At 41.3% G+C, this 21,593-nt stretch carries 16 protein-coding genes, 1 pseudogene and 2 CRISPR repeat arrays; of the genes and pseudogenes, 5 read left to right on the top strand and 12 right to left on the bottom strand.

Annotated features, from left to right (window positions below):
* The first annotated feature begins 81 nt into the window (after positions 1 to 81).
* Both PAV_RS34615 and PAV_RS11900 read left to right on the top strand, forming a co-directional pair.
* A complete protein-coding gene (locus PAV_RS34615) occupies positions 82 to 228 on the top strand; it encodes a hypothetical protein (RefSeq protein ID WP_157266787.1) in 147 nt (48 codons plus the stop codon).
* A gap of 381 nt (positions 229 to 609) precedes the next feature.
* Complete coding sequence (locus PAV_RS11900) at positions 610 to 987, top strand: BsuPI-related putative proteinase inhibitor (RefSeq protein ID WP_005546416.1); 378 nt, start codon at positions 610 to 612, stop codon at positions 985 to 987.
* A 63-nt stretch (positions 988 to 1,050) separates the two neighbouring features.
* Here PAV_RS11900 and PAV_RS11895 read toward each other — a convergent pair whose 3' ends face one another.
* Positions 1,051 to 1,512, bottom strand: coding sequence for a macro domain-containing protein (locus PAV_RS11895; protein ID WP_005546415.1), 462 nt, complete (start codon positions 1,510 to 1,512; stop codon positions 1,051 to 1,053).
* 909 nt (positions 1,513 to 2,421) lie between these two features.
* Between PAV_RS11895 and PAV_RS11890 the strand changes: the two genes are divergently transcribed.
* The 3 genes from PAV_RS11890 (at position 2,422) to PAV_RS11880 (ending at position 5,869) form a co-directional block, all read left to right on the top strand.
* Complete coding sequence (locus tag PAV_RS11890) at positions 2,422 to 2,853, top strand: hypothetical protein (protein ID WP_005546411.1); 432 nt, start codon at positions 2,422 to 2,424, stop codon at positions 2,851 to 2,853.
* Between the two features lie 262 nt (positions 2,854 to 3,115).
* The gene (locus tag PAV_RS11885; RefSeq protein WP_157266824.1) at positions 3,116 to 4,315 is read left to right on the top strand and encodes an ABC transporter substrate-binding protein; all 1,200 of its coding nucleotides are present in this window, start codon (positions 3,116 to 3,118) and stop codon (positions 4,313 to 4,315) included.
* A 255-nt stretch (positions 4,316 to 4,570) separates the two neighbouring features.
* The gene (locus tag PAV_RS11880; protein WP_005546408.1) at positions 4,571 to 5,869 is read left to right on the top strand and encodes an ABC transporter substrate-binding protein; all 1,299 of its coding nucleotides are present in this window, start codon (positions 4,571 to 4,573) and stop codon (positions 5,867 to 5,869) included.
* A 184-nt stretch (positions 5,870 to 6,053) separates the two neighbouring features.
* Positions 6,054 to 6,412: direct repeats of the CRISPR family, unit length 30 nt; unit sequence ATTTCAATACATCTCATGTTACTGTCAAAC.
* A 176-nt stretch (positions 6,413 to 6,588) separates the two neighbouring features.
* On the opposite strand, the gene cas2 is transcribed toward PAV_RS11880, so the two are convergent.
* From cas2 to PAV_RS11830, 11 genes and pseudogenes are all read right to left on the bottom strand, one after another.
* Complete coding sequence (gene cas2, locus PAV_RS11875; protein WP_005546407.1) at positions 6,589 to 6,870, bottom strand: CRISPR-associated endonuclease Cas2; 282 nt, start codon at positions 6,868 to 6,870, stop codon at positions 6,589 to 6,591.
* Between the two features lie 6 nt (positions 6,871 to 6,876).
* A complete protein-coding gene (gene cas1b, locus PAV_RS11870) occupies positions 6,877 to 7,893 on the bottom strand; it encodes a type I-B CRISPR-associated endonuclease Cas1b (RefSeq protein WP_005546406.1) in 1,017 nt (338 codons plus the stop codon).
* A 17-nt stretch (positions 7,894 to 7,910) separates the two neighbouring features.
* On the bottom strand, positions 7,911 to 8,405 hold the full coding sequence (locus PAV_RS11865; protein WP_005546403.1) for a CRISPR-associated protein Cas4: 495 nt from the start codon (positions 8,403 to 8,405) through the stop codon (positions 7,911 to 7,913).
* Positions 8,402 to 11,080 (bottom strand): CRISPR-associated helicase/endonuclease Cas3, encoded by a 2,679-nt coding sequence (locus tag PAV_RS11860; RefSeq protein WP_005546402.1) that lies wholly within the window; start codon positions 11,078 to 11,080, stop codon positions 8,402 to 8,404. Before PAV_RS11860 ends, PAV_RS11865 begins: the two co-directional genes overlap by 4 nt.
* A 79-nt stretch (positions 11,081 to 11,159) precedes the next feature.
* Positions 11,160 to 11,960: a type I-B CRISPR-associated protein Cas5b gene (cas5b, locus tag PAV_RS11855; RefSeq protein ID WP_005546401.1), complete on the bottom strand. Its 801-nt coding sequence runs from the start codon at positions 11,958 to 11,960 to the stop codon at positions 11,160 to 11,162.
* A 184-nt stretch (positions 11,961 to 12,144) separates the two neighbouring features.
* Positions 12,145 to 12,960 (bottom strand): type I CRISPR-associated protein Cas7, encoded by an 816-nt coding sequence (locus tag PAV_RS11850; protein WP_005546399.1) that lies wholly within the window; start codon positions 12,958 to 12,960, stop codon positions 12,145 to 12,147.
* Positions 12,961 to 12,984: 24 nt separating this feature from the next.
* Positions 12,985 to 14,892: a hypothetical protein gene (locus PAV_RS11845; protein ID WP_005546398.1), complete on the bottom strand. Its 1,908-nt coding sequence runs from the start codon at positions 14,890 to 14,892 to the stop codon at positions 12,985 to 12,987.
* Between the two features lie 22 nt (positions 14,893 to 14,914).
* Entirely contained in the window at positions 14,915 to 15,097 is a 183-nt protein-coding gene (locus tag PAV_RS36120) for a hypothetical protein (protein ID WP_238555808.1), read from the bottom strand.
* Positions 15,094 to 15,618 (bottom strand): hypothetical protein, encoded by a 525-nt coding sequence (locus PAV_RS11840; RefSeq protein WP_005546394.1) that lies wholly within the window; start codon positions 15,616 to 15,618, stop codon positions 15,094 to 15,096. Before PAV_RS11840 ends, PAV_RS36120 begins: the two co-directional genes overlap by 4 nt.
* Before the next feature lie 308 nt (positions 15,619 to 15,926).
* A CRISPR array of direct repeats spans positions 15,927 to 19,321; the repeat unit is 30 nt; unit sequence ATTTCAATACATCTAATGTTACTGTTCAAC.
* A gap of 258 nt (positions 19,322 to 19,579) precedes the next feature.
* Positions 19,580 to 21,048, bottom strand: a pseudogene (locus PAV_RS11835) (DHA2 family efflux MFS transporter permease subunit).
* A complete protein-coding gene (locus PAV_RS11830) occupies positions 21,045 to 21,272 on the bottom strand; it encodes an MbtH family protein (RefSeq protein ID WP_005546392.1) in 228 nt (75 codons plus the stop codon). Before PAV_RS11830 ends, PAV_RS11835 begins: the two are co-directional and overlap by 4 nt.
* Positions 21,273 to 21,593: the final 321 nt, after the last annotated feature.

Here is a 21,593-nt window from a genome sequence, read left to right as displayed (position 1 = left end):
ATCTTTTCAACAAAATAGGAAGTGCCTAGGCACTTTTTTCAACAAGGCTCGTAGGAAATTCTCATCTTACCATTAAGAGGGTTGGATGCAGGAGCAAGAACAGACGGCAGCGGGTGCTGGGACGGAATCATCCAGATTTCAATATTTGATCTTAAAATGAAAAAAGGCTTCCTGCGTCATGCCTTGCTATTCTGGGCATTAATGGGGACAGGGCTTCACGAAGCATAAATATGGGGCTGGATTGTGGTTTGCATGCTACAAGCTTGATCGTAAAGTTATTCTATGATACATATTGGATATAACATTGGTAGAATTGTATATAGTAAAGATTATGCAAAAGGAATAAACGACCGGACAATAACTTGATAACTGATTTCCTGCCGTTGTACCGAAGCCAGGTGCAGCGGCTTTGCCGCATATCGCATAGGGTAACGCTATCGTTGCGGAACCGAGAAGAATAGAAGAACCACCTTCTTAAGGTGTAACGCGCTTATGTAGAATTGGAACATTTTGCAGCAGTATCGCGTATGAGGGATGAGGTTGATTTTTTTGTATCTAACAAAGATACAGAGATATCCATTAGTTCAAACGGAGAAGGAGACGTGTCATATGATCACAACATTTCTTTCAACAGAGCAGCATAACGACTACGTAACATTGCATTTCGGAATACAAAATGTTTCTGGAGCAGATCTGGTCATTTCTTACGGCTCGCAACCGTATGACTTCATCGTCACGAATGAAGATGGCAAGGAAGTTTATCGTTGGTCGCTAAATAAGTTATTTACCGCAGAAGTAGTTGAACGGACATTGAAACGAGATGAAAAGATTATCTTTCAGGAGCGATGGAATTTCCAAGATAATGAAGGCAAGCCGTTACCGAAAGGCAGATACAAAGTTGAAGTGATCTTCCTTATTCACCTGCCTGAGCTGAGTGAGCCGCAATCCTTTCAGCACCTGTCGATCAGCACCGACATTGAATTGTAATCTATAAATGCCGCCCCCTATGCGGTCCGCTATCTTTATTTTATAGAATGATTATGATCGAGCTTATCCTTCTAGCTTGTACAGTATAACATCATAATCGGCAAATACCTCTTCAAGGATCTCACTTGCAACATTCCAATCTCCATTCGCTAACCCACAGCCGATACCATATGGCAAAGCAACAGATAGATGGTTCTGTACGGCATATTCTCTTAACGTAGTTAGGGAGGTTCGGAGCGCCTCATAGTTCGTGTACACTCTACCCTTTTGTCTGCCATAGTCCAGTTGACCGAACAGATTCGCTATATGTGTGGAACCTTCCTTGACGATATGACACTTGCCAAGCAGCTCATCCGGACTTTGATGTTGATCACAATACTGCTTGTAGCTTGGATACAATGTATTGTATCTTTCCCGCAGCACCTTCGCTATGCCTGAGCCCATTACCCCTTGGCAGTTTACCTGATGTCCAATAATAGATTCCTTCGCATTCAATAAGTCACCTATGATTACGTGTACGGCCATTCGGCACCTCTCCTTGTCAATCTGACATCTATCCTTTATACAATGAATTAAAAAACGCACCATAAGCCCCATAAGGTAAGATGCATGTTGTCTCCTTGAACATAGTTCGATCTTTATCAGGAGATCCCTGCTAAAATAACTATTCCTACTAAATTCATAACTATTTAATTTTGATGTAAAAAAATAACCTGCCATAATGACAGGTTACTGTTGCTTCTCACTCTTATAAACAACATCCTCTAATCGTTTCACTCTGCGAGGAATACTTATTAATTTGCGAATACAATAATAAATACCAAAAAGAACTAATATTACGCCTGCAACTAACAATAATAGCTCCGGCCAATATACCCATCCCATTATTACTTCCACCTCCAGTTGCTGTAAATATCTGTGTCATCATTATATCGAAACTCTTAAATGAAACCAATAAGTATCTTCAATATTTTGGTATTCAAACGCCTGATAGATGGGCTAAAACAAGAATAGTGTGGGAATATTCCGATATGCGCCCAATTGATTCCTAGAATTTGAATGCATTATAGAATATAAAAAATGGGGTGTCCACTTCTCAGTTCACCGTCACTAATGTAGAAGCTATAACCCTTCGATTTTTTCCGTATGATAAAAGCTCTCCTTCGATTTTAAAGGACAAGAAAGTGCCTAAAGTCCAGTACACGGTGAATGTTAAAATGTTAGTAGACGTCCTTTCTGCAACTCCGCTATCCTAGCAACCTATTGCATTGTTCCAAGAAAGCTATGCAACCTATCGATTACGGCTTTTGATTCATCCTATCCACGATAAAATAACTATCCTTCTAGGTATTTACTTTATGTTTCTTTTCATGTTAATCTATCCTCAGAAACCTATATTTTACAGTCATCATTCTTATTTGGGAGGTTGTTCACTTGAAAAAAGCATTTCTGACTTTGGCTGCAGCGGCAACCGTATTTGCGGCTGTTCCTGCTGCACAAGCTCACGAGACGACCGTTTCTTCAATCGACAACCAGGATGATTACAGTGTAAAGGCTCTTCTGCTCGATGAAATAGGAGTGATTCCATCGAAAGGAGAGGTTGAGTTCACGTTCGATTACAATCCTAGCCTTGGCAATGAAATTCGGTATTATTTGAGAGACGACGACAAAGCCGGAATGACTCTTAAAATCTACAATGATGAGAATCGTCAAGTCGCTACGGCAAAAACGTCCAAAACCAATAATTATTATGTGAATCAGTCATTTAGGCCACCGTCAAAATATATCGGCAAATATAGAGTGATTATCGTACCTAATGACGGCGGAAGCGGTTATAGATATCAGCTTTCAGCAAGAGCTTTTTAGTTTCAATGAAAAGGTCAAGTCCGAGCTGGCTCTCCGACTCGGCCTTTTCATTTTTTAATAGACGATCCTACAGTTCAATTCAGCCTCACTCCCCATCACCACTCCCCTATTTACATTAATTCCAATATATGGTATAAAAGATTTACAGAAAAAACATATTCTATTTATTTAGAAAGCAAACTTTTTCACCGAGGTGTTTCTATTGAAAAGAAAACTCTTTCCAACACTTCTCGTTTCCATTGCATGTTTGGCAATTCTCCTGATGGGGTGTCAACAAAGCGATGCTCCTCCGTTCTCAAAAGACAAAAAAGCAGAGCTTACGATTGCATATACGAATGAAAATGCTTTTCTAAAGCGATATGGAAACCTATTTAATCAAGAATACCCAAATATAAGGCTTTCGATCATATCCACGAAACCTCTCGTGACGAAGAAGTTACCTGTAGAAAATTGGGTTCAGCAGAACAAATTCGATATTATCTACTTGCCACCCGAACTAGTAAAGGAAATGGCAAAACGCAACGATTTGCAAGAATTGGATTTATGGATAAAGCGAGATTCCTTCCCGCTGGACGCGTACATTCCACAAGTCATCGAATATGCTCGATCGATTGGAAACGGGAAGCTATATGGATTACCCCCTACCTTCCATGGACAAGCCCTCGCTTACAATAAAGACCTTTTCGATGCGTACCATATCGAGTATCCGCACGAAGGAATGACTTGGGAGGACTTGCTCCGCTTAGCTAATAAATTTCCAAAGGAAGATGGAAATGGAAATTCGCTTATCGCGCTTGCTACCAGTGATCCTTCTCCCTTTGAATTCATGTTGAAGGTCGGCTTCGGACAAAACCTAGCCATAACACAGGGAAATCCCTCCAAAGCGACTGTTGCAAGTGATCCTTGGAAGCAAATTTGGGAGCTTACACTCCCTCTATTGAACAGCGGGCAATTGATCAATAGTTCAGACCTTAATGCATATATGAACGCCTTCCTAGCTGGCAAACAAGCAATGGCCATGGTTACATATGAAGAGTATAAACAGCTTGCCGCTCGTAAAAAATCCTCGTTTCAATGGGCGCTAGCTCCGTTTCCTGTTAGCCCCAATCACAACGATACGCTTCTAATTGACGGATTATATGCAGTATCTGCTCAATCTACAGAGAAAGAAGCAGCTTGGGAGTTGGTAAAGTTTCTCAATTCTCGTACCGTTGCGAAATGGAATTACCGTTCTTTATATGGCTTTTCCACCCTACAAAATGAATTGAGCACGAATCAGGAGGAACGTGAACGACTATCTGTCATGTATGCGCTGCGGCAATCCTATCATCCCATGGAAGAAGTGCCGTCTCAACTTGTAGATAAGGCGAACGCTGCGATTCAGAGCATACTGGATGGCGGGAAGTCACTGGAAGATGCATTGAAACAATTACAGAACGAGGTACAGCAGCTTCCAAAATAATTCCGATATATGCGGATCATTCTGTCTACATAAATCACATCATCCAGAATGTACAAGCGAGTCGTTACATTGTCTTGCAGGAGGTATCTCCTTTCACCTCAGAATTTGAATTGCACAATATATGGAGGGGGTGTAAAGAATGAAAAAGAAATTCACTGTATTGTGAAAGCGAGCAATCATCGGCAAGCGCTTCTTGGAATTAACCTATAAAATCTCCACCCTTTCTCCCAGTTTATATTCGTTGGAGGTATCATCATGAGGAAGAACAAAATTGCGATACTTGGCATTATACTTTCAATGCTATTATTATCAGCTTGCCAAAACAACGTTGAGAAGCCGATAACGATCACGGTGGAATATCCTTCACCGAACGAATTTCACAAGAGATATGGCCATGCCTTCGAGCAAAAATCACCCCTTATCAGCATTCAAGTTATCCCAGAGGCAGATCAGTCATCACCGGCTGATCTACGCTATATGGACAATTTATCCACTTATAAGAAACTTATCGACTCGGGTGAGCTGCTTAATCTTGAATCGTATATAAAGGAGGAGCCTGGCACGTGGAAGAACATAACTCCGATCATGTTCGATACCTTAAAAATCAGATCTGGAGACCAACTTTACGGTTTGGCGCCTACCTTCTCTAGCTACGCCATTTACTATAACAAAGATCTGTTTGCCAAATACAAAATCCCGCCTCCGAGGAATCAATCCACTTGGAAAGATATCTTTGACTTGGCCACACGATTTCCTTCGCAAACCGATGATGGAGAGCCTTTATACGGATTTAAGCCCAATTACTATGAAAATGTGGGAATCTCTCTCATTATGCGTTGGGGACAAACGGAAGGATTGCGGTTCATCGACCCCGAAACCTTGAAAATCCAGATGAACACCCCCGCATGGAAGGAAATATGGAGGAGAACGATTGACGCACTGCGCTCTGGACGCATCTATAAGCAAACGCAGCAAACCGAAGGTGCGATGTCACTCGACCCGATCTACACAGGCAATGCCGCTATGGCCCTGCAATCCCACGTTGCCGCTTATAATTTTGACATCAATCAGCTTTATGGTGCTGGACAGCCTATTAATTGGGACATGGTAACTGTTCCAGTAGACCCGCGCAAGCCGGAATACTGCGATTACTATCTCATTAAGGAAATTTACGGAATCTCAACGGCTTCAGAGCGCCAGGAAGCAGCTTGGGAATTGCTGAAGTGGATGGTGCAAGGAGGAGCTATGACTTCCACGGAAATCAATCACGGACTTCCGACGCGAACCGAACTTATCGCTTCCGTGAAGGGACATGACTTATCCCCATTGACGATGCTTAAAGCTTCCCCATCCAATCACAATCCTTATGAATCTGTTCATTATGATATCATCAACGCATTCAAAAGTATCGGTAACCAAATCGTGGAGGACGTCATTGCCAACAAACTAACCATTGATGAAGCGTTAATTCAAATCGATGAAAAAGGCCAACAAGCGGTCGATGCCGCTGCTATTGAAGTATCTAAATCCGAGAAGAATAACGGTTCAGAGTAAGGATTGTCCGCTGCAATTTTGGGTGATCCATATGTAAGTTAAATCTAAAAGGTCGAGTATGGAGGCCCTAAAGCTCTACTCGACTTTTTGGGTTGCCGTATTTTATTCTACCTCGTACTTCTACCTTTCTTCCTTCGTTTAGTCAAAACTTCGTACATTAGGCCTTCACCTGCGGTTTAAAAGTATTTCAATACATCTCATGTTACTGTCAAACTCGGCGTAGGGGATCGAATCGTGTTAAGGGACAATGATTTCAATACATCTCATGTTACTGTCAAACATCTCAGCTCGCGTCGATGGAAGGTGTTCTGAAAATATTTCAATACATCTCATGTTACTGTCAAACTTTCAACAGTTTATACCGGATCCCGTCAGTAGGTTAATTTCAATACATCTCATGTTACTGTCAAACCGATGGCGTTGACGGCTTTTTTTCATTTTCACGTAATTTCAATACATCTCATGTTACTGTCAAACTATTAATTATATTAAAAATTCGGAGGATATACAAAAATTTCAATACATCTCATGTTACTGTCAAACCCTAGTAAAATCAGGTTTTTCTAGTCTTTGAATAAGTCGATTTTACTACAGCCAAGCGGCTTTCGCTATTTATTTCCCAACTATGAGTGAATCATGATATAACGTGTCAATAATCTCCCTAATCCCTTGTAGCACTAAGGTTCTATCGATTATATGTACGAAAGAGGTTGGGAAAATTAGAGTAGTAAAGACTCAGAATTGTTCAATCTAACCCCAATAATCTCTTCATCAAACACGTAGTCACCAGTCATTTTGAATATCGCTACAAAATCAGATTCTTTATCAATTTCCTTCTTCAATTCACCTCGCAATTTCAATAAATTTGCAGGTGTAATCGCTCCACGAAACACTGATTTCTGAAAATGTACCAGATATTTTTTGCATATTTTAAATACGCGTCCTACACGCTTTTCTCCGATATCATAAACTAAAATGACATAGTTATAGTTCTTCCCCATCCTCGCTCATCTCCGTTCTTTAAGAAGAAAAGGCATAAACGGTGTTTCTTCAACAATATGTTTTTTTAATTTATACGCATCATACTTTATTGCGGTTAAATAGCTTATCTTTCTTTTTAATGTTCCATGATCGAATACTTGCTCCATCCGCTCCTCTAACGCTGTTATAAAAACATCTCGCCCCGCATCATTAAGAAGGCAATAATTATACTTTTTCTCAAAATGCTTTCCTACTTGAATTCTACGATTGTTTACGAGTTCAAAAATCGTTCGGTATACTAGTAACGGCTTAAAAGGTTCTGATAAATCAAGACTTAAAGAGAACCTTCGGTCACTTGGTTCATGTAAAAAGCTAATGCTCTGATCGAGATGAGTATGATATATTTGAGTTATCGTTTTCGTATACAATATCATATTCCCAAAGCTAATCATGGCGTTTAAAGGATTATCTGGCGGTCGCTTAACCCGCTTGTTCATTTTAAATTCCTCAGGTAGAAATGTCTTGAAAGTATCATAAAATCGGCGCCATATCTCACCTTCCACACTAAGAAGACGGGAAATATCATTAATTTTGTCCAACAGGCGAGGAACATCTTGCTTTAACCAATCCAAATAAGGCTTGATCTCCTTATTCCCATGTTTATAATAATGATAGAGCACTTCGTGAATGTTAAGCGCAATCGCTAAAACAAATGCTTTTGCAATTGGCATCCTTCGTTCCAAACAAGCCTTAGCCTGTAAAAGCTTCACTTTCCCGCTAACCCTCGCTTCTTTCGGATAAAAGGTGCCTCTAAAGTGACCATAATAATCAAAAAAGTGAACGGTTATTCCTGCAGCTGATAAAAATGAAAACAGCTTACTGTTCAGCGATATTTCATTTAACAAGTAGAGTTCCTTAATTCCATGAATCGGCAAATGAATAATTCCTTTCTCATTGCGAAAGGTTAAAGAGTTATCCTCTCTTCCCAGTGTCCCTGGAGTTCGAATATATCTTGTTGAAGAAGCAGACTTGTTTCTAGACATGTATTCCCCTCCCATGTTTAAAGAAAACAGTAAGCGTAATAAGCACAACGTTTGCATTTCTTATCTTCAACAGCCTTATCTGGCCGTTCTTGATGAATATATGCCTCTAACTCTTTCAGCATTATTACTAGCTCTTCCTCCGTCTTCGCATCGAGCTCCAGTTCAATCGTCCTGCTCGTTCCTTTATTCCGTTCGATAAACTGAAGCATTCCTTTGCGCTCCATTCCTTTTTGCTTTAGAACATACATATAATAAAGTGTCTGCCATTTCGTAGCCTCAACATCTGCATCAGATTTCTTTATTTCTGTCACATAACAATCCGTAAGCTTGTCTACCTTAATGCCTTCAATTGCTACTTCCCGATTTTGTTTGCCTTCGCTTTGCAACTCATGCATAATCTTGCCGATTCGCACATCTTCGCTATCATCCTCCAACTTTACACCATTTGCGAACAGCCAACATTGTCTGCGGCAGTGTACATAATAGTTCACCATCGTTCCCGTTATCTTCATAGAAGAGGCCCCCTCTCAGCCTGCTCATATGCGAATCGATTGAACTTCATCGAACGCGTCTGCTCATTCCAATCCATATATTCCTCTCCATTCGGAACATAATACAGCGATCCGATTCGCTCCGTATATATGCGCGGAGTTTCTCCATTCACAACACGATACGTGTAAGTAAAATAGTTCATCTGCTGCCTTACAATAGATAATCTGACCATTCGCTCAGAGTAATCCATCTGTCGATCGCTAACTAGACGAACATAGTCTCTCCATACGCTTTCACCGCATAATTTACCCTCTTCTGTATCCAAATTATAGTTAAGAAATAAAGAAACGTTCTTATCGGGTATAAGCTCCATATGTCGTTGTATTGCCGGGAAGTTCAGACACTGCACGTCATTGATGAAATAATTCCAATTGTTCTGATCCGCTCGCTGACGAGACTCCAGAATTCGCCTCATATTCAACTGATAGAACTCTTGAAAGTCCTTATGACGCAGCATTTGTTGATAGTTTGCATGATGGAGATCATACTCTGTACGCCAATCACTGCGATAGATCATATTCGCCTTGTCCATATCAAAGAAAAAGGCATGGCAATCCGCTCGATTACAGGAGCGATTAATACGCCCAAGAAATTGTTCTTCACTGTCTAGCAATGAAATATCTTTGAAGCCGACATCCATATCAATGTCCACACCCGCTTCAATCACTTGGGTAGCTACTACAATTACCTCTTGCAAGTGAAAGTTTCCGTCCGCGTCTTTGCCTAACAACTTCAACAGCTCATTGCGATAAAAGTGGCTATCGTCACCTGTTAATTCATAGACAGACATGCCTACCTGTTGACGAATCATATCATAGAAAATGCGTGCTGAGTTCTTACTAATAAACTCGATCAAGATGCGGTTGCTTTTTCCCCGCTGCTTACGTTCCTGAAATATCTCAACGACTTGATCCAACAATCGCTCCATATCGATTCTTCCATCTGCTAAATATTCGAAATGAAGCTGTACCCGATCACGAAAGAGCGGATGAGTAAAGTAATTCTCCCTGCTATGTACCAAGGAATACGTCTCTGCACACTTGTTCTCATCTGTTCGTTCCAACAAGTGATCCAATTGCGGCAATGTGGCAGACATAATAATGATCTTCATGTTCAAAATCTCTGCAAAAGACCTCAGAAAGTGAATGATCTCCTTCCACAATACGTTTCGATAGCTCTGTATTTCATCTAGAACAATGACACTGTTGCACAGATGGGCAAATGCCAAATTCGACTCTCTTCCCGTTCCAAATAAATAACTGAACAGATTAACGTGTGAGGTTAAAGTCACTGGGTATTGAAGCAACTGACGCTGTAGAAGAATCGATTTATAATCAAAGTCTGGTTCGCGTTTATTCTCATCTTTTCCCTCTACCGCTTCCTGTTCGGAGACGGTAACCATAGGTGTAATCGAGTTAATAACTTCGATTTTGTACTGATTAGACGCTATTGGAGCAAACACATCATCCAAGGTTTTCTTGGTTTGTTCGATGAGCGAATTGAAAGGAAACACATAAATTAGTTTATTAAGACTTACATTGCTATTAAGCAATTGTAAGGCAAGATTAATCGACATATTGGTCTTTCCCGATCCGGTAGGGGCTTCAAGATAAAAGATGTATTCGTTGATATTGTCCAGCAATCGTTTATCCGTTTCTAAAAACAGCATAGCGCGCAAACGGTTCATCTCGCTTATTTCCGAAGTTTCCGGATTTTGCTGATAGCGCATGATTCCTTTGTATATTTCGCCCCGCCGATAGGCATCAATGACTGGCTGAAGGAGAAACCCTTTCCCGAAATACTGCAACTCAACAGTTTTTTGCTCTGCATAATGATAAGCAGCACGAAAATCTGACGATACCAAAATGGAATACAGGAGCTTGACAAGGATGTACATCGGAAATGGCGGGTGCATATCAGTAAATCGTTCATTTCTGGCTGCCACAATATCTTGAAATAAAGCTTCGTTCTGCAGTAAGGAATCTTTCTGCCGATAGTAGAACACATAATCAGGGTTCTCTCGAACAAGTTCATGCATGCGCTGAATATCTTTTTCAAATACAGTTAATTGATCGCCAGCAGGTTCCTCCAAATCACCTAAATAGGTATGATGACGGGAAATTGCATAAGCAAATACATACAGAATATGACGCAAAAAAGCGAATATCTTCTTGTTGCGGCGCTTGCCTGAAGATAATTCGCCTGATTGTTCCTTCATTCGTAATTCAGACAAATATATATGTAGATACAATACCGAAGATAACAAGGAATGGTGACTGTTTCCCAGCTTGCCACGCTGTCCTACCACTCCGTTCTTCATCTTCTTCCACTGAAACGCTGGATTTAACTTTCCAAGGTCGTGAAGATAGATCGCCTGTTCAAAATATCTCCGAACGGTGTCCCTTACAGATTCACTCAATTCTTCTCCGTCAATTTTCAGAAGCTTAATTGCCCGTTCCACAGCTTCGCCTGCTCCATTATTGGCCAATAGCATCTCTGCATAATGCATAACGAGATCACTATGCTCCTCAAGTGTCTCTGCTGCGCGTGGACTCTCATCATTTGGACGATGTGCATGCAGTTTTCCTCTCGCTTCATCTGTTAGCCACTTCGCGATGTGCATATCCGTCGGCATTTCAATACCTCCTTCGTACAAAGAACAGCTGAAAAGGATTCGAACACCCTTTCCAGCTGTGCGTGCATATGATGCTCAATTATAGAAAATACAATGTTTGATCACCATCTGCATATAGTCTGCTCCAATCGGATTCCTTCAAGGTATCCGGATCAATCTCTTGATTGGTATACACCAACGGTTGCGTGACATATCCATTATTGGCTGCATTCAAGCCTACAGGCATATGTTCCTGAAAGTAACTCTGCAGCCCTCTATTTTTAATAGTTCCACGAGCATCACATCCAATGTGGGCTGCCCGTAAAGAATCTATATAATACGGGGCCTCATCCAACTGTTCCAATTCGATTAAGCATGGCTTCGAGATAGTGGCGGGGTGATCATTTTTTCCTAAGTACGGCATGAACTCCGCTTTGGAGTTCAATATATAATCAGCTAGTTTTTCAAATACCTGATCTGATAACCCCTTACAGTCCGCTATATAGACAGTCCAATGCGGACGCTCAATCCATTGCTCTCGTACATTCAATACTCCGCCTGCTTCTTGGCTTGCATAACCTACTGTATTGTTAAAGATTTGAATTTTTTTAGAAAAATATCCGCGATCTCCATGTGGAACAATACTGACTCTAGTATCCCGAAGCACTTCATAAAATTCCGGGAAGATTGCAATTTCACTTTCATCTGCCTTTGAACCTGTAGACCTCATCCTATTACGCTCATGCTGCCGAGCGTATCCGCTAAGACCGATAATTGCGCCAAGCAATCCATATAATGCAACCTTATGAATGTGACTATAAGTAAAATAGGCATGGACATTTACATCTGGCTTCTTGAAAAAAGCAGTTTCGCCACTAAGCTCGAATCGGAGTGCTCTCATCGTTGTCCCTCCTATCGCTGACTAGCCATCTCCTGTTTCTCCCGAACAATCGCTTTCCGTGTAAAAATATTAAAGAAATTCGCCCGAGGATATGCTAGTTTGACATCCGCCGCATAAGGATTTACATATACTTCTACGCGTTCTATCCAATCATCTGCATCGGATAATAGAGATTCAATAGCTGTTAAATCGTAAATCGTTTGGTCTTTATTTTTCTAACAGAAACATATGGATCAAGATTCGGCATGTAAGCCGGGACATCTGCTTTGAACTCGATAAATAAGGCAAAAGCATTCTCCGCCCCCGACTTGCTATTCGTATTCTGCATCGTTGCTCCGATCAATGCTCCTTGCTTGAAGGCTTCGTACGCTTCTTCTGTGTATCCTTCGAATTCTTCCATGCCTTGAAGCTCCAAATAATGATCATAATGCTTCGGATTCACGGAAAATGGATAGATGTAGTGTGCCTCATCTACTGTCGTCTTTTTACCGATTGAAGTAGCATCCTTGTCAGCGCTTTTTTCATTCGAATTACGGAACGGCGATAGAATGTCCTGTACTTCAACAGAAGTTCTCCCCCATTTATTGAATCCTTGTCCAATCTGAACAGCACCTGCAAGGCCAATATTTTGTTCTTTTACCGCAAATGTAGCGCCAAAATTCATAACATCTATACACTGAAATAACCGAGTTAATACTTCTGATGAGCTTGAAGATACTTTCTCTCCAAATAATTCTTCATAGCGCTCATCAAGTGAGCGAGGCTGTAATTTATCCGCCTCTTTCCCCTTTCCAGCCGCCATCTTATAGGAGCGGATATACAGCACTTTATGGCCTTCTTCCTCCCAATATCGCTTGATGCTATATTTAAACGCTTTGTCACTTCCGAAAATTTGTCCATTGCTAATCGTTTTCGGATGACCTGAAAAATCCGCATTCCAATTTGCCATTCTGCTTACAATTCCAACTAACCCTACAACCCGGTTATTTTTCTTTGCCATTGCAATCTCCTCCTCAGCAACTAATTAATCTTCGGAATTGCTAGATTTATCGTTTTTCTCATAGAACCAGTTATCTGCGAACAAGCCAGCCATAAACATCTCCATCCCATCTTCATCCATATCAGCATCTGGTACATAACCAAACACACTTGAAAATGCCCGATTGAACTTCACATGTTGAAGTCCAATCTTGTGCTTATGCAGAATATAGGCTTCTTGCAAGCGAACCTTCATCTGCTCACTTCGTTTGGCCATCAGGAATGGCCCTAATAACTCCCCTGTTTTTTGCTGAGTCTCCGATTGACTTTTCAAGTAATAGGCAAGTTGCCCCACTAGGAAATAATATTCGTTATCATTGCTACAGATACAACCACTGTTCCCCGCTTCCAGCTTCGTCTTTAACGATTTCATCACTTCAGCAATCCGGTCTGACACAGTCATTCCTCCTTCATTTCGTTCTAAATAAGATATTAACGACAGCCTAAAGTTCATGGCATCTGCAAGCCAGCGCAAGTCAAGCGAATACCCATTGTTCTGTCCGACAGGTTCCACATACATCAGTTGCTCCTGAATGAGCCGCAAGGTAGTACGTGCGAAAAGCGGACGAATTGTGATCTCCGTCCCTTTATACAACCAGTCATGAAAAGCTTGTCTGCTCTGTATGAACAACGCAGCCATAATGGAAGTGAACTCATTGCTCTTTGGCTTTGGTTCAGCACGCACAAACTGTTCATTCATGCGCCCCCTGAAGAAATAGCGGCTAATTTCTCGCTGCAGCTGCTCGACATTCTCGATACGGGGATATTCTTTTCTCATTTTCTCTTTCCCCATCGTAATCCCCAATACATTGTTAATACTGATTTTTACTGAAACTTCCGTAGGGAATGGAACGTTTTCATAATCCAGCACTTCATTTTCTTTCCCGTCTATATAGACATGATAAGCGCCTTCAGGTTTAGCGGTGAATGATAAAGTGAAGTCCTTCACGTAAGAAAGCTTGTTCATCACATTTTTCGGTTTTGACAGAAGCCATTCCGATGCGCGCTTGATTAAAATAGCGTCCTGAAGGGATACACGGATAGGAACCTGCACGCGCATACTTTTATGTTCAAGATATGGCTTTTTACTATTCATGCTGACGTTGAAGCTCGGCAATCCAACTAATTGCCCATCAACTATTTGGTTATAATCATTGCTGTTATATATTTTCGGAATGGTATAAAGGAGGTGCTCTAGCCTATACATTTGCTCACATCGTTGTGATTCTAAGGTGTGGTCATCTTGCGTAGAAATGAAGAACAGTTTTATGTAATTTCTAAATTCAATGGATTTAATAAACTCCGTCAAGTGTTGTAAATTGTCCGTGTACCATGCAGCAACTCTAGCAACACGTTCACTTCGCTCGTCACTGATGAGATATTCCAATGCTGCTGCGTATTCTGTATTGCTGAACAAGATATCAGGAGTTAGCGCGTCAGCACCTTTTTGTAACTTTTTCGGGAGCAGACTGTTCCACTTCTGCTGAATCTCATTCGGCTTCGTCATATCCAAAAATCGATTCACATGCTCCTGCATGGTAGACTTGTTGCTGCCCTGCTTCTCCCCCAAGAACACCTCGCGTTTGGCATACAGTGCAAATGGATTATTGCTATGGATTTGTTTGCCCGGATCTACTGCTTTGTTCATTGTAATAAGTGAACTATAGTAATCCCGTGTGATAAACCAATCATACAATTGTTGCTGATTCGGTGCTGCATCGTCCTTCGCTTGGATAATGATATGATTCTGAGTGAATTGCTCAGCTTGCTGTTCCCAGCTCTGATCAAGCCGTAATCGGATATATAAACCCTCTTTCGGTTGGTGAGAATCGAAGACGATATTAGGAAACTTTCCTTTGGCCAGCAAATAACTATCTGATACGTCATGCAGCAAGTCCAGCCCCTCCTTTCAGCAATTAATTCAGACCCTTGGCAAGACAGAAACCAGCCCCTAGAATGGCTCCCTTCTCAGCTGCGCCAGATCCAAGAACGATATGCGCCAGTTGCTGCGACCAAGGATCCTCTCGAATAAACAATCGGAACTTGTTGCCGAGCAGCTTGCGGCCTTTGTAGCAATAAGCAATTGGCTTGCCATTCAATATCTGAATACCTTCGGCAAAATAATAATCGAGTCGAATCGGCTCATCCGGGAACAAGCTGTTACGTTTTTCTCAGCGTTGGCGTGCACCTGCTTCAACAATAGTTCGATATCTCCACCTGGTACCCACGGCTTATTATCAATGGTTACAATTGCAGGAGTCACTGTCGTAAGTTCTGTAATATGCGTTAATCGTTTACTATTTACACTTGATACGGCGAGAAGTTCGAGATAATCATCTCCACTCTCTATTTGCAGTGCAGCGGAGATACGTCTTAACGTCTGCTCAATTGAGCTCCGTATTTCTATGACATATACTTTACCTTTCTTGTAGATTCCATCATTCTCTCTCGGATAAGGTGCTCCATACACATAATGCTTGTATGCGGTTTCATAATGTGAGTGTTTCAACATGGGATCATGCAAGCTGACCCTTCCGATCCAAGCACTTATACGCTCAGGCCATTCCAAATAATGTCCCGACTGCTTCAGCATGACCGTCGCCTTTAATTCAAAGTACATATCGTTCCCCTCTCCTAAGTAGATTGAATATTATTACCTATTGCAGACTCTAGTAATGAAACGATATAGTAGAGCAATAGAATGAAAGCAAATTAAATATTCATTATTTAACTGTAGCGTGCGATGCATTGAAATTTTTGACTTTAAATTATGTTCTAAAATCAACAGTAACACATGGTGTGATTTTCCTATAACTATAGTACCACTATTTACAACTGTTAGGAAGAATCATTTTGTCTTTATATAAAACTTTAAAACTAATATCCTTCAAAAGGAGAATGCGCTACAGTATAGGTGGCGCTTTTATTAATTTTGTACTTCTAATGTTACTGTTCAACCAACTTTCCCTTACATCCCCATATCCATTCCACGATATTTCAATACATCTAATGTTATTGTTCAACAGTGATGTAAAAAGATCGAACTCGGCCCCGCAATTGTATTTCAATACATCTAATGTTACTGTTCAACGTCATTCGGATTTATCTTGATGCGTCCCCACAAACCAATTTCAATACATCTAATGTTACTGTTCAACACTCGTGATCCGGGTAACCGAAGCAATCCAGGAGTAATTTCAATACATCTAATGTTACTGTTCAACAAGAAAGCAGGAGATTATCACGGGTCAATTAGTAGTATTTCAATACATCTAATGTTACTGTTCAACCTGAACGTTTCTCGGTTGCCGGTCCTACTGGCGCATAATTTCAATACATCTAGTGTTACTGTTCAACGTTGTCCAGAATAGCTAACCCACCATTCTTCACACTATTTCAATACATCTAATGTTACTGTTCAACGGAGATTCACAAGGATCAGCGATATCACTATTCCCATTTCAATACATCTAATGTTACTGTTCAACAGCTCCGCATACTTGCTCGCAAGGTTCGTACCATAATTTCAATACATCTAATGTTACTGTTCAACCGGCCTTGTCCATATCCGCACGGTTCGACCATGGATATTTCAATACATCTAATGTTACTGTTCAACAAGGAATAGACATATTACATGCTCAGAGTGCGGACAATTTCAATACATCTAATGTTACTGTTCAACAAGGAATAGACATATTACATGCTCAGAGTGCGGACAATTTCAATACATCTAATGTTACTGTTCAACAAGTACACGCATGTACAGATTAGAGAGGGGGCAGCGTATTTCAATACATCTAATGTTACTGTTCAACAGACATCGACCTAAAAGGCTACTATGTCTACACCAAATTTCAATACATCTAATGTTACTGTTCAACATACCATCTACAATTGGACTGTTGCTTGATCATCAGATTTCAATACATCTAATGTTACTGTTCAACTATCAAGCAGGGTCGAGAAGAAAGCTTGACTCCATTATTTCAATACATCTAATGTTACTGTTCAACATTCCGGAAATACGATCGACGCGTCCACCGGCTCAAATTTCAATACATCTAATGTTACTGTTCAACGATAATAAGCTTTATAGTCAGATGACGGATGGCGAATTTCAATACATCTAATGTTACTGTTCAACTAGATATATTCAAGCCCTTTAGCCGTTACATAGGTTATTTCAATACATCTAATGTTACTGTTCAACGGATGATATTATCAACGGCAGGTTTACCCATCAACTATTTCAATACATCTAATGTTACTGTTCAACTCAATCTTAATAAAGCGTTTCATACACTTTCCACAAAATTTCAATACATCTAATGTTACTGTTCAACTAAATCAAAGGCTTTTGCAGTAGCGCCACGAATCTAATTTCAATACATCTAATGTTACTGTTCAACTATGCGTATCCGGGTGGTCTTCTCCATGGGAAACCCAATTTCAATACATCTAATGTTACTGTTCAACTCTGGATGGATGCACTCGACGAGGACGAGCTGGTAATTTCAATACATCTAATGTTACTGTTCAACCCTAATTCAAGGTATCACATTAGCGGGTATGTTTTTATTTCAATACATCTAATGTTACTGTTCAACGAACGGGCAGGGACGGAAAACACCAATGTTCATCAATTTCAATACATCTAATGTTACTGTTCAACGTAAAGAAGATGGTGACTATGATGCTGCTTACGTACTATTTCAATACATCTAATGTTACTGTTCAACTTATGGTAATGTCACTCACCATCAACATCATGAATTATTTCAATACATCTAATGTTACTGTTCAACGTATTTCACCGGAACGAATGCGAGAGCTACGTGAAAATTTCAATACATCTAATGTTACTGTTCAACTGGACTTGCATCTACTCCTGCCCGTTATGTGCTAGGATTTCAATACATCTAATGTTACTGTTCAACTTCTTCATTAAAATATTGGCTTGCGATGCCTTTATAATTTCAATACATCTAATGTTACTGTTCAACCGGGAGTAAACCTTGACGGCATTGTGATTGCACAACTATTTCAATACATCTAATGTTACTGTTCAACTGTCAGTGGAGACGCGTCTATACTTCCCGACTCTCAATTTCAATACATCTAATGTTACTGTTCAACATACAACGAAAAAAAGAGTTGGTGCAAGTACCCGAATTTCAATACATCTAATGTTACTGTTCAACGCCTGACTATCTTGGGCTTAATAATCCGCTTGAGAAATTTCAATACATCTAATGTTACTGTTCAACTGGCGTTAAACCTTTAACTATGTACTTAGTATCTGGAATTTCAATACATCTAATGTTACTGTTCAACCAAGCTGTATTAAAGTTTCGTTCTGGTAAACGCTAATTTCAATACATCTAATGTTACTGTTCAACATCATGATTGCGCAATAATAGGAGGGTGGTTAGCCGATTTCAATACATCTAATGTTACTGTTCAACTAACAAAAAATTGCCCATTTCCACTTTGGCAATATGTATTTCAATACATCTAATGTTACTGTTCAACATGACTATGTTTTTCCTGACTGGATGAATGAGGGGCATTTCAATACATCTAATGTTACTGTTCAACACTTCGCGGAGAAAAGGATCGTCTTTCTAAAGCGAAATTTCAATACATCTAATGTTACTGTTCAACGAATGAAGAGTATGCTAAGGAAATGCGTTCGTTTATATTTCAATACATCTAATGTTACTGTTCAACAGTGGATTTGGTTTTGAAGCGTTATTCAGTGGGACGATTTCAATACATCTAATGTTACTGTTCAACTCCAGCAAGTCCAAACGGGCTTGCAACTTACTAGATTATTTCAATACATCTAATGTTACTGTTCAACATCTTCAAGAAGAAGATGTCCGCGGCTGCTTAAGCAATTTCAATACATCTAATGTTACTGTTCAACGTTGTTATCTGGATAGCGTTTTTTGGTAGGTGTATTTCAATACATCTAATGTTACTGTTCAACCGCGCGAAGTTATTCGTATACTTTTTACAGCCCGTATTTCAATACATCTAATGTTACTGTTCAACGCTCAAGCCCCTACCCGTTATAGATAGGGCTGCTATATTTCAATACATCTAATGTTACTGTTCAACTAGGTGGCGGAAGTTTCACCACGATATCGGAAGCAAATTTCAATACATCTAATGTTACTGTTCAACTTCTTTATGGCTGTTGAAAGTGTATAAAAAAAAGAATTTCAATACATCTAATGTTACTGTTCAACATCAAGATCATCGGCGGAATGAGGGGAGGCAGCTCAATTTCAATACATCTAATGTTACTGTTCAACCCTAGATAAATCAGGCTTTTTCAAAACACTAATATAGCAATTTTACTACAACCACGCGGGTTTCACTATAATTTTCCCAACCTAAAACGGAATTTTCTGAAAACTCGTCAAAATTGTTCTAAACCTTTACTGTACTTGGATATTGCCTCTATCACTTATCCACGACGGTTGGGAAAAACAGACTATCTCTGTAATAAAGATAGAATATTGAAGCATTAAATTCTAATATTTGGGCATAGATACGTGATCTTTTATCCTCTATCCTTCAGCCTTTACAGGCTTCGTCGCAGGAATGGAAGATTGCCGAGATTTCATGGTCGTGGCGGCGTCGCTGTCCTGGATTCGGAAGGCGGCACATAAGCCAAGGAGCAAAAATACAGCTGCACCGATCAGGGCAGTACGGTAAGCGAAAAGATTCATTTCAAGCTGTCCAGCATGAGCAGCATCTACAGCTCCGTTCATCACTTGCCCGCTTGCCATTGCAGCCATGATGGCGGACAATACGGCCATTCCTATGGCCGGTCCTAGCCTGTTTTGAACTGCGAACCAAGTGGTAGCGCGCCCCATCGAGGCTGGAGGTACGTTGGAGAAGGCCGCGATCTGAAGGGCTCCGACTGTATGTCCTAAGCACAGGCCAACCGCGAACAGCATGCTTCGTATGAGCCATGGGCTCGTCCCCGCCCCAACCATGCTTAGCAGTACGAAGATCGCCGATGTGCAGAGCAGTCCGACAATAATAATTCGCTTGGGTCCGTACCTTGGATAGAAGCGTGGTACAAGCTGCGAGGACACCATAAGTCCCAATGCCTCGGGGAAAGTCGTCAAGCCGGCATCTAAGGCCGATGCTTGCAGCGCATGCTGATACATGAGCGGAAATACATACAGCATGCCGAGCAATCCCGCAGCGGAACACATGGCGACAAGTCCTGCCGTCCGGAACAAGCGGTCTTGCAAGAGCCTTAGATCCAGCAACGGCTGCTGTACTCGCAATTCAACGAAAACCAGTCCTGCCAGCAGCACCGTTCCCACACTGCCCGCAACGGTTATTACAAGTGAATTCCAGCCCTGCAGCGGACCTTGGCTAAGCGCATACATCACCAGTCCGAGCCCCGGTGCCGACAACAGGACGCCCGGAACATCCAGACGGCCCGCCTCCGGCTCTTTGTGCTCCTGCAAGTACAAAAGGCCAAGCAGCAAAGCAGCAATTCCAAGCGGCAAATTCACATAAAAATCCAGCGCCATGAAAGGTGTTCGACCATAACACCGCTCAGGATTGGCCCCACTGCGGGTGCAATTGCGATTGGAAGCACGAGCGACCGCGAGATTTTCGCCCGCTCCTGGGGAGGGAATGTCCGAAACAGCATCGCCATTCCGAGTGGAGTAATTAAACCTCCCCCAATCCCCTGCAGAATGCGGTAGAAGATCAGGGAGTATACATCTGCAGCCGTTCCACACAGCACCGACGCACCAGTAAATATCGCAAGTGCAAGCAAGAAGATGCGCTTGGTGCCCCATCTGTCTCCCAGCCAGCCTGCCAGCGGAAGTACTATCGCAATGCTTACCAAGTATCCTACGTTAAGCGCTCCCGATGCGGCTGGCGGAATGTGAAACTCGTCGCTAATCGTTTTCAACGCAACGTTGAGGATGGTCGCATCCATGGCAACCACGAACATGGCTGCCACGTACACGATGCACACTGCTTTTTTCGGATCCAAGCGCCTGCTCATTGAGCCTCTACCGGCACGGATGCCACTGACGCCACCAAGCTTCGAGGCCTCATATCTATCCAATGCAAATTAATATATTCGATGCTCTCTTCCCGAGAAGCGGGGCCAAGAACCCTGCTCCAGCCCTCAGGTACGGCTGCGAAAGCCGGCCAAAGCGAATATTGCTCCTCATCATTTCGAAGAACCAAAAACGAGCCATCTGCTTGTTCAAAAGGATTTGCCATTCTGCAACCTCTCCCCTTCATATGTAGGTTTCATGTGAATTTCAGATTTGGATTTTAGATTTCGGATTCTGGTTTCCCATTTTTCAGACTCAGATTTCGAATTTTTAAATTTGAATCTGAAAAATGGATTTCTGATTAATTTCAGTTGGCCTGTCGGCTTGCAAATCAGTTCGGGTAAGATCTTCATTGCCAAGCCGACTACCCTGGCCATATGCAGACACTGCTCATTGAAAATAATTAGGCATTTTGTTGCAACTATTGATCCCTTGTTCCCCTTCTCCCCTTAAATTGCTCGACTATCACTGCAAAAGAAGGATGGTC

It is taken from the genome of Paenibacillus alvei DSM 29 (genome assembly GCF_000293805.1).
Classification (GTDB): domain Bacteria; phylum Bacillota; class Bacilli; order Paenibacillales; family Paenibacillaceae; genus Paenibacillus_B; species Paenibacillus_B alvei.
Note: the sequence above shows the minus strand (reverse complement) of the source record. Positions and strands in the feature narration are given on the sequence as shown.

Excerpts from the sequence above, each read along its gene's own strand:
- PAV_RS11900 (WP_005546416.1), top strand. The coding sequence starts at position 610 with ATGATCACAACATTTCTTTCAACAGAGCAGCATAACGACTACGTAACA.
- PAV_RS11895 (WP_005546415.1), bottom strand. The coding sequence starts at position 1,512 with ATGGCCGTACACGTAATCATAGGTGACTTATTGAATGCGAAGGAATCT.
- PAV_RS11885 (WP_157266824.1), top strand. The coding sequence starts at position 3,116 with ATGGGGTGTCAACAAAGCGATGCTCCTCCGTTCTCAAAAGACAAAAAA.
- PAV_RS11880 (WP_005546408.1), top strand. The coding sequence starts at position 4,571 with ATGAGGAAGAACAAAATTGCGATACTTGGCATTATACTTTCAATGCTA.
- cas2 (WP_005546407.1), bottom strand. The coding sequence starts at position 6,870 with ATGGGGAAGAACTATAACTATGTCATTTTAGTTTATGATATCGGAGAA.
- cas1b (WP_005546406.1), bottom strand. The coding sequence starts at position 7,893 with ATGTCTAGAAACAAGTCTGCTTCTTCAACAAGATATATTCGAACTCCA.
- PAV_RS11865 (WP_005546403.1), bottom strand. The coding sequence starts at position 8,405 with ATGAAGATAACGGGAACGATGGTGAACTATTATGTACACTGCCGCAGA.
- PAV_RS11860 (WP_005546402.1), bottom strand. The coding sequence starts at position 11,080 with ATGCCGACGGATATGCACATCGCGAAGTGGCTAACAGATGAAGCGAGA.
- cas5b (WP_005546401.1), bottom strand. The coding sequence starts at position 11,960 with ATGAGAGCACTCCGATTCGAGCTTAGTGGCGAAACTGCTTTTTTCAAG.
- PAV_RS11850 (WP_005546399.1), bottom strand. The coding sequence starts at position 12,960 with ATGGCAAAGAAAAATAACCGGGTTGTAGGGTTAGTTGGAATTGTAAGC.
- PAV_RS11840 (WP_005546394.1), bottom strand. The coding sequence starts at position 15,618 with ATGTACTTTGAATTAAAGGCGACGGTCATGCTGAAGCAGTCGGGACAT.
- PAV_RS11830 (WP_005546392.1), bottom strand. The coding sequence starts at position 21,272 with ATGGCAAATCCTTTTGAACAAGCAGATGGCTCGTTTTTGGTTCTTCGA.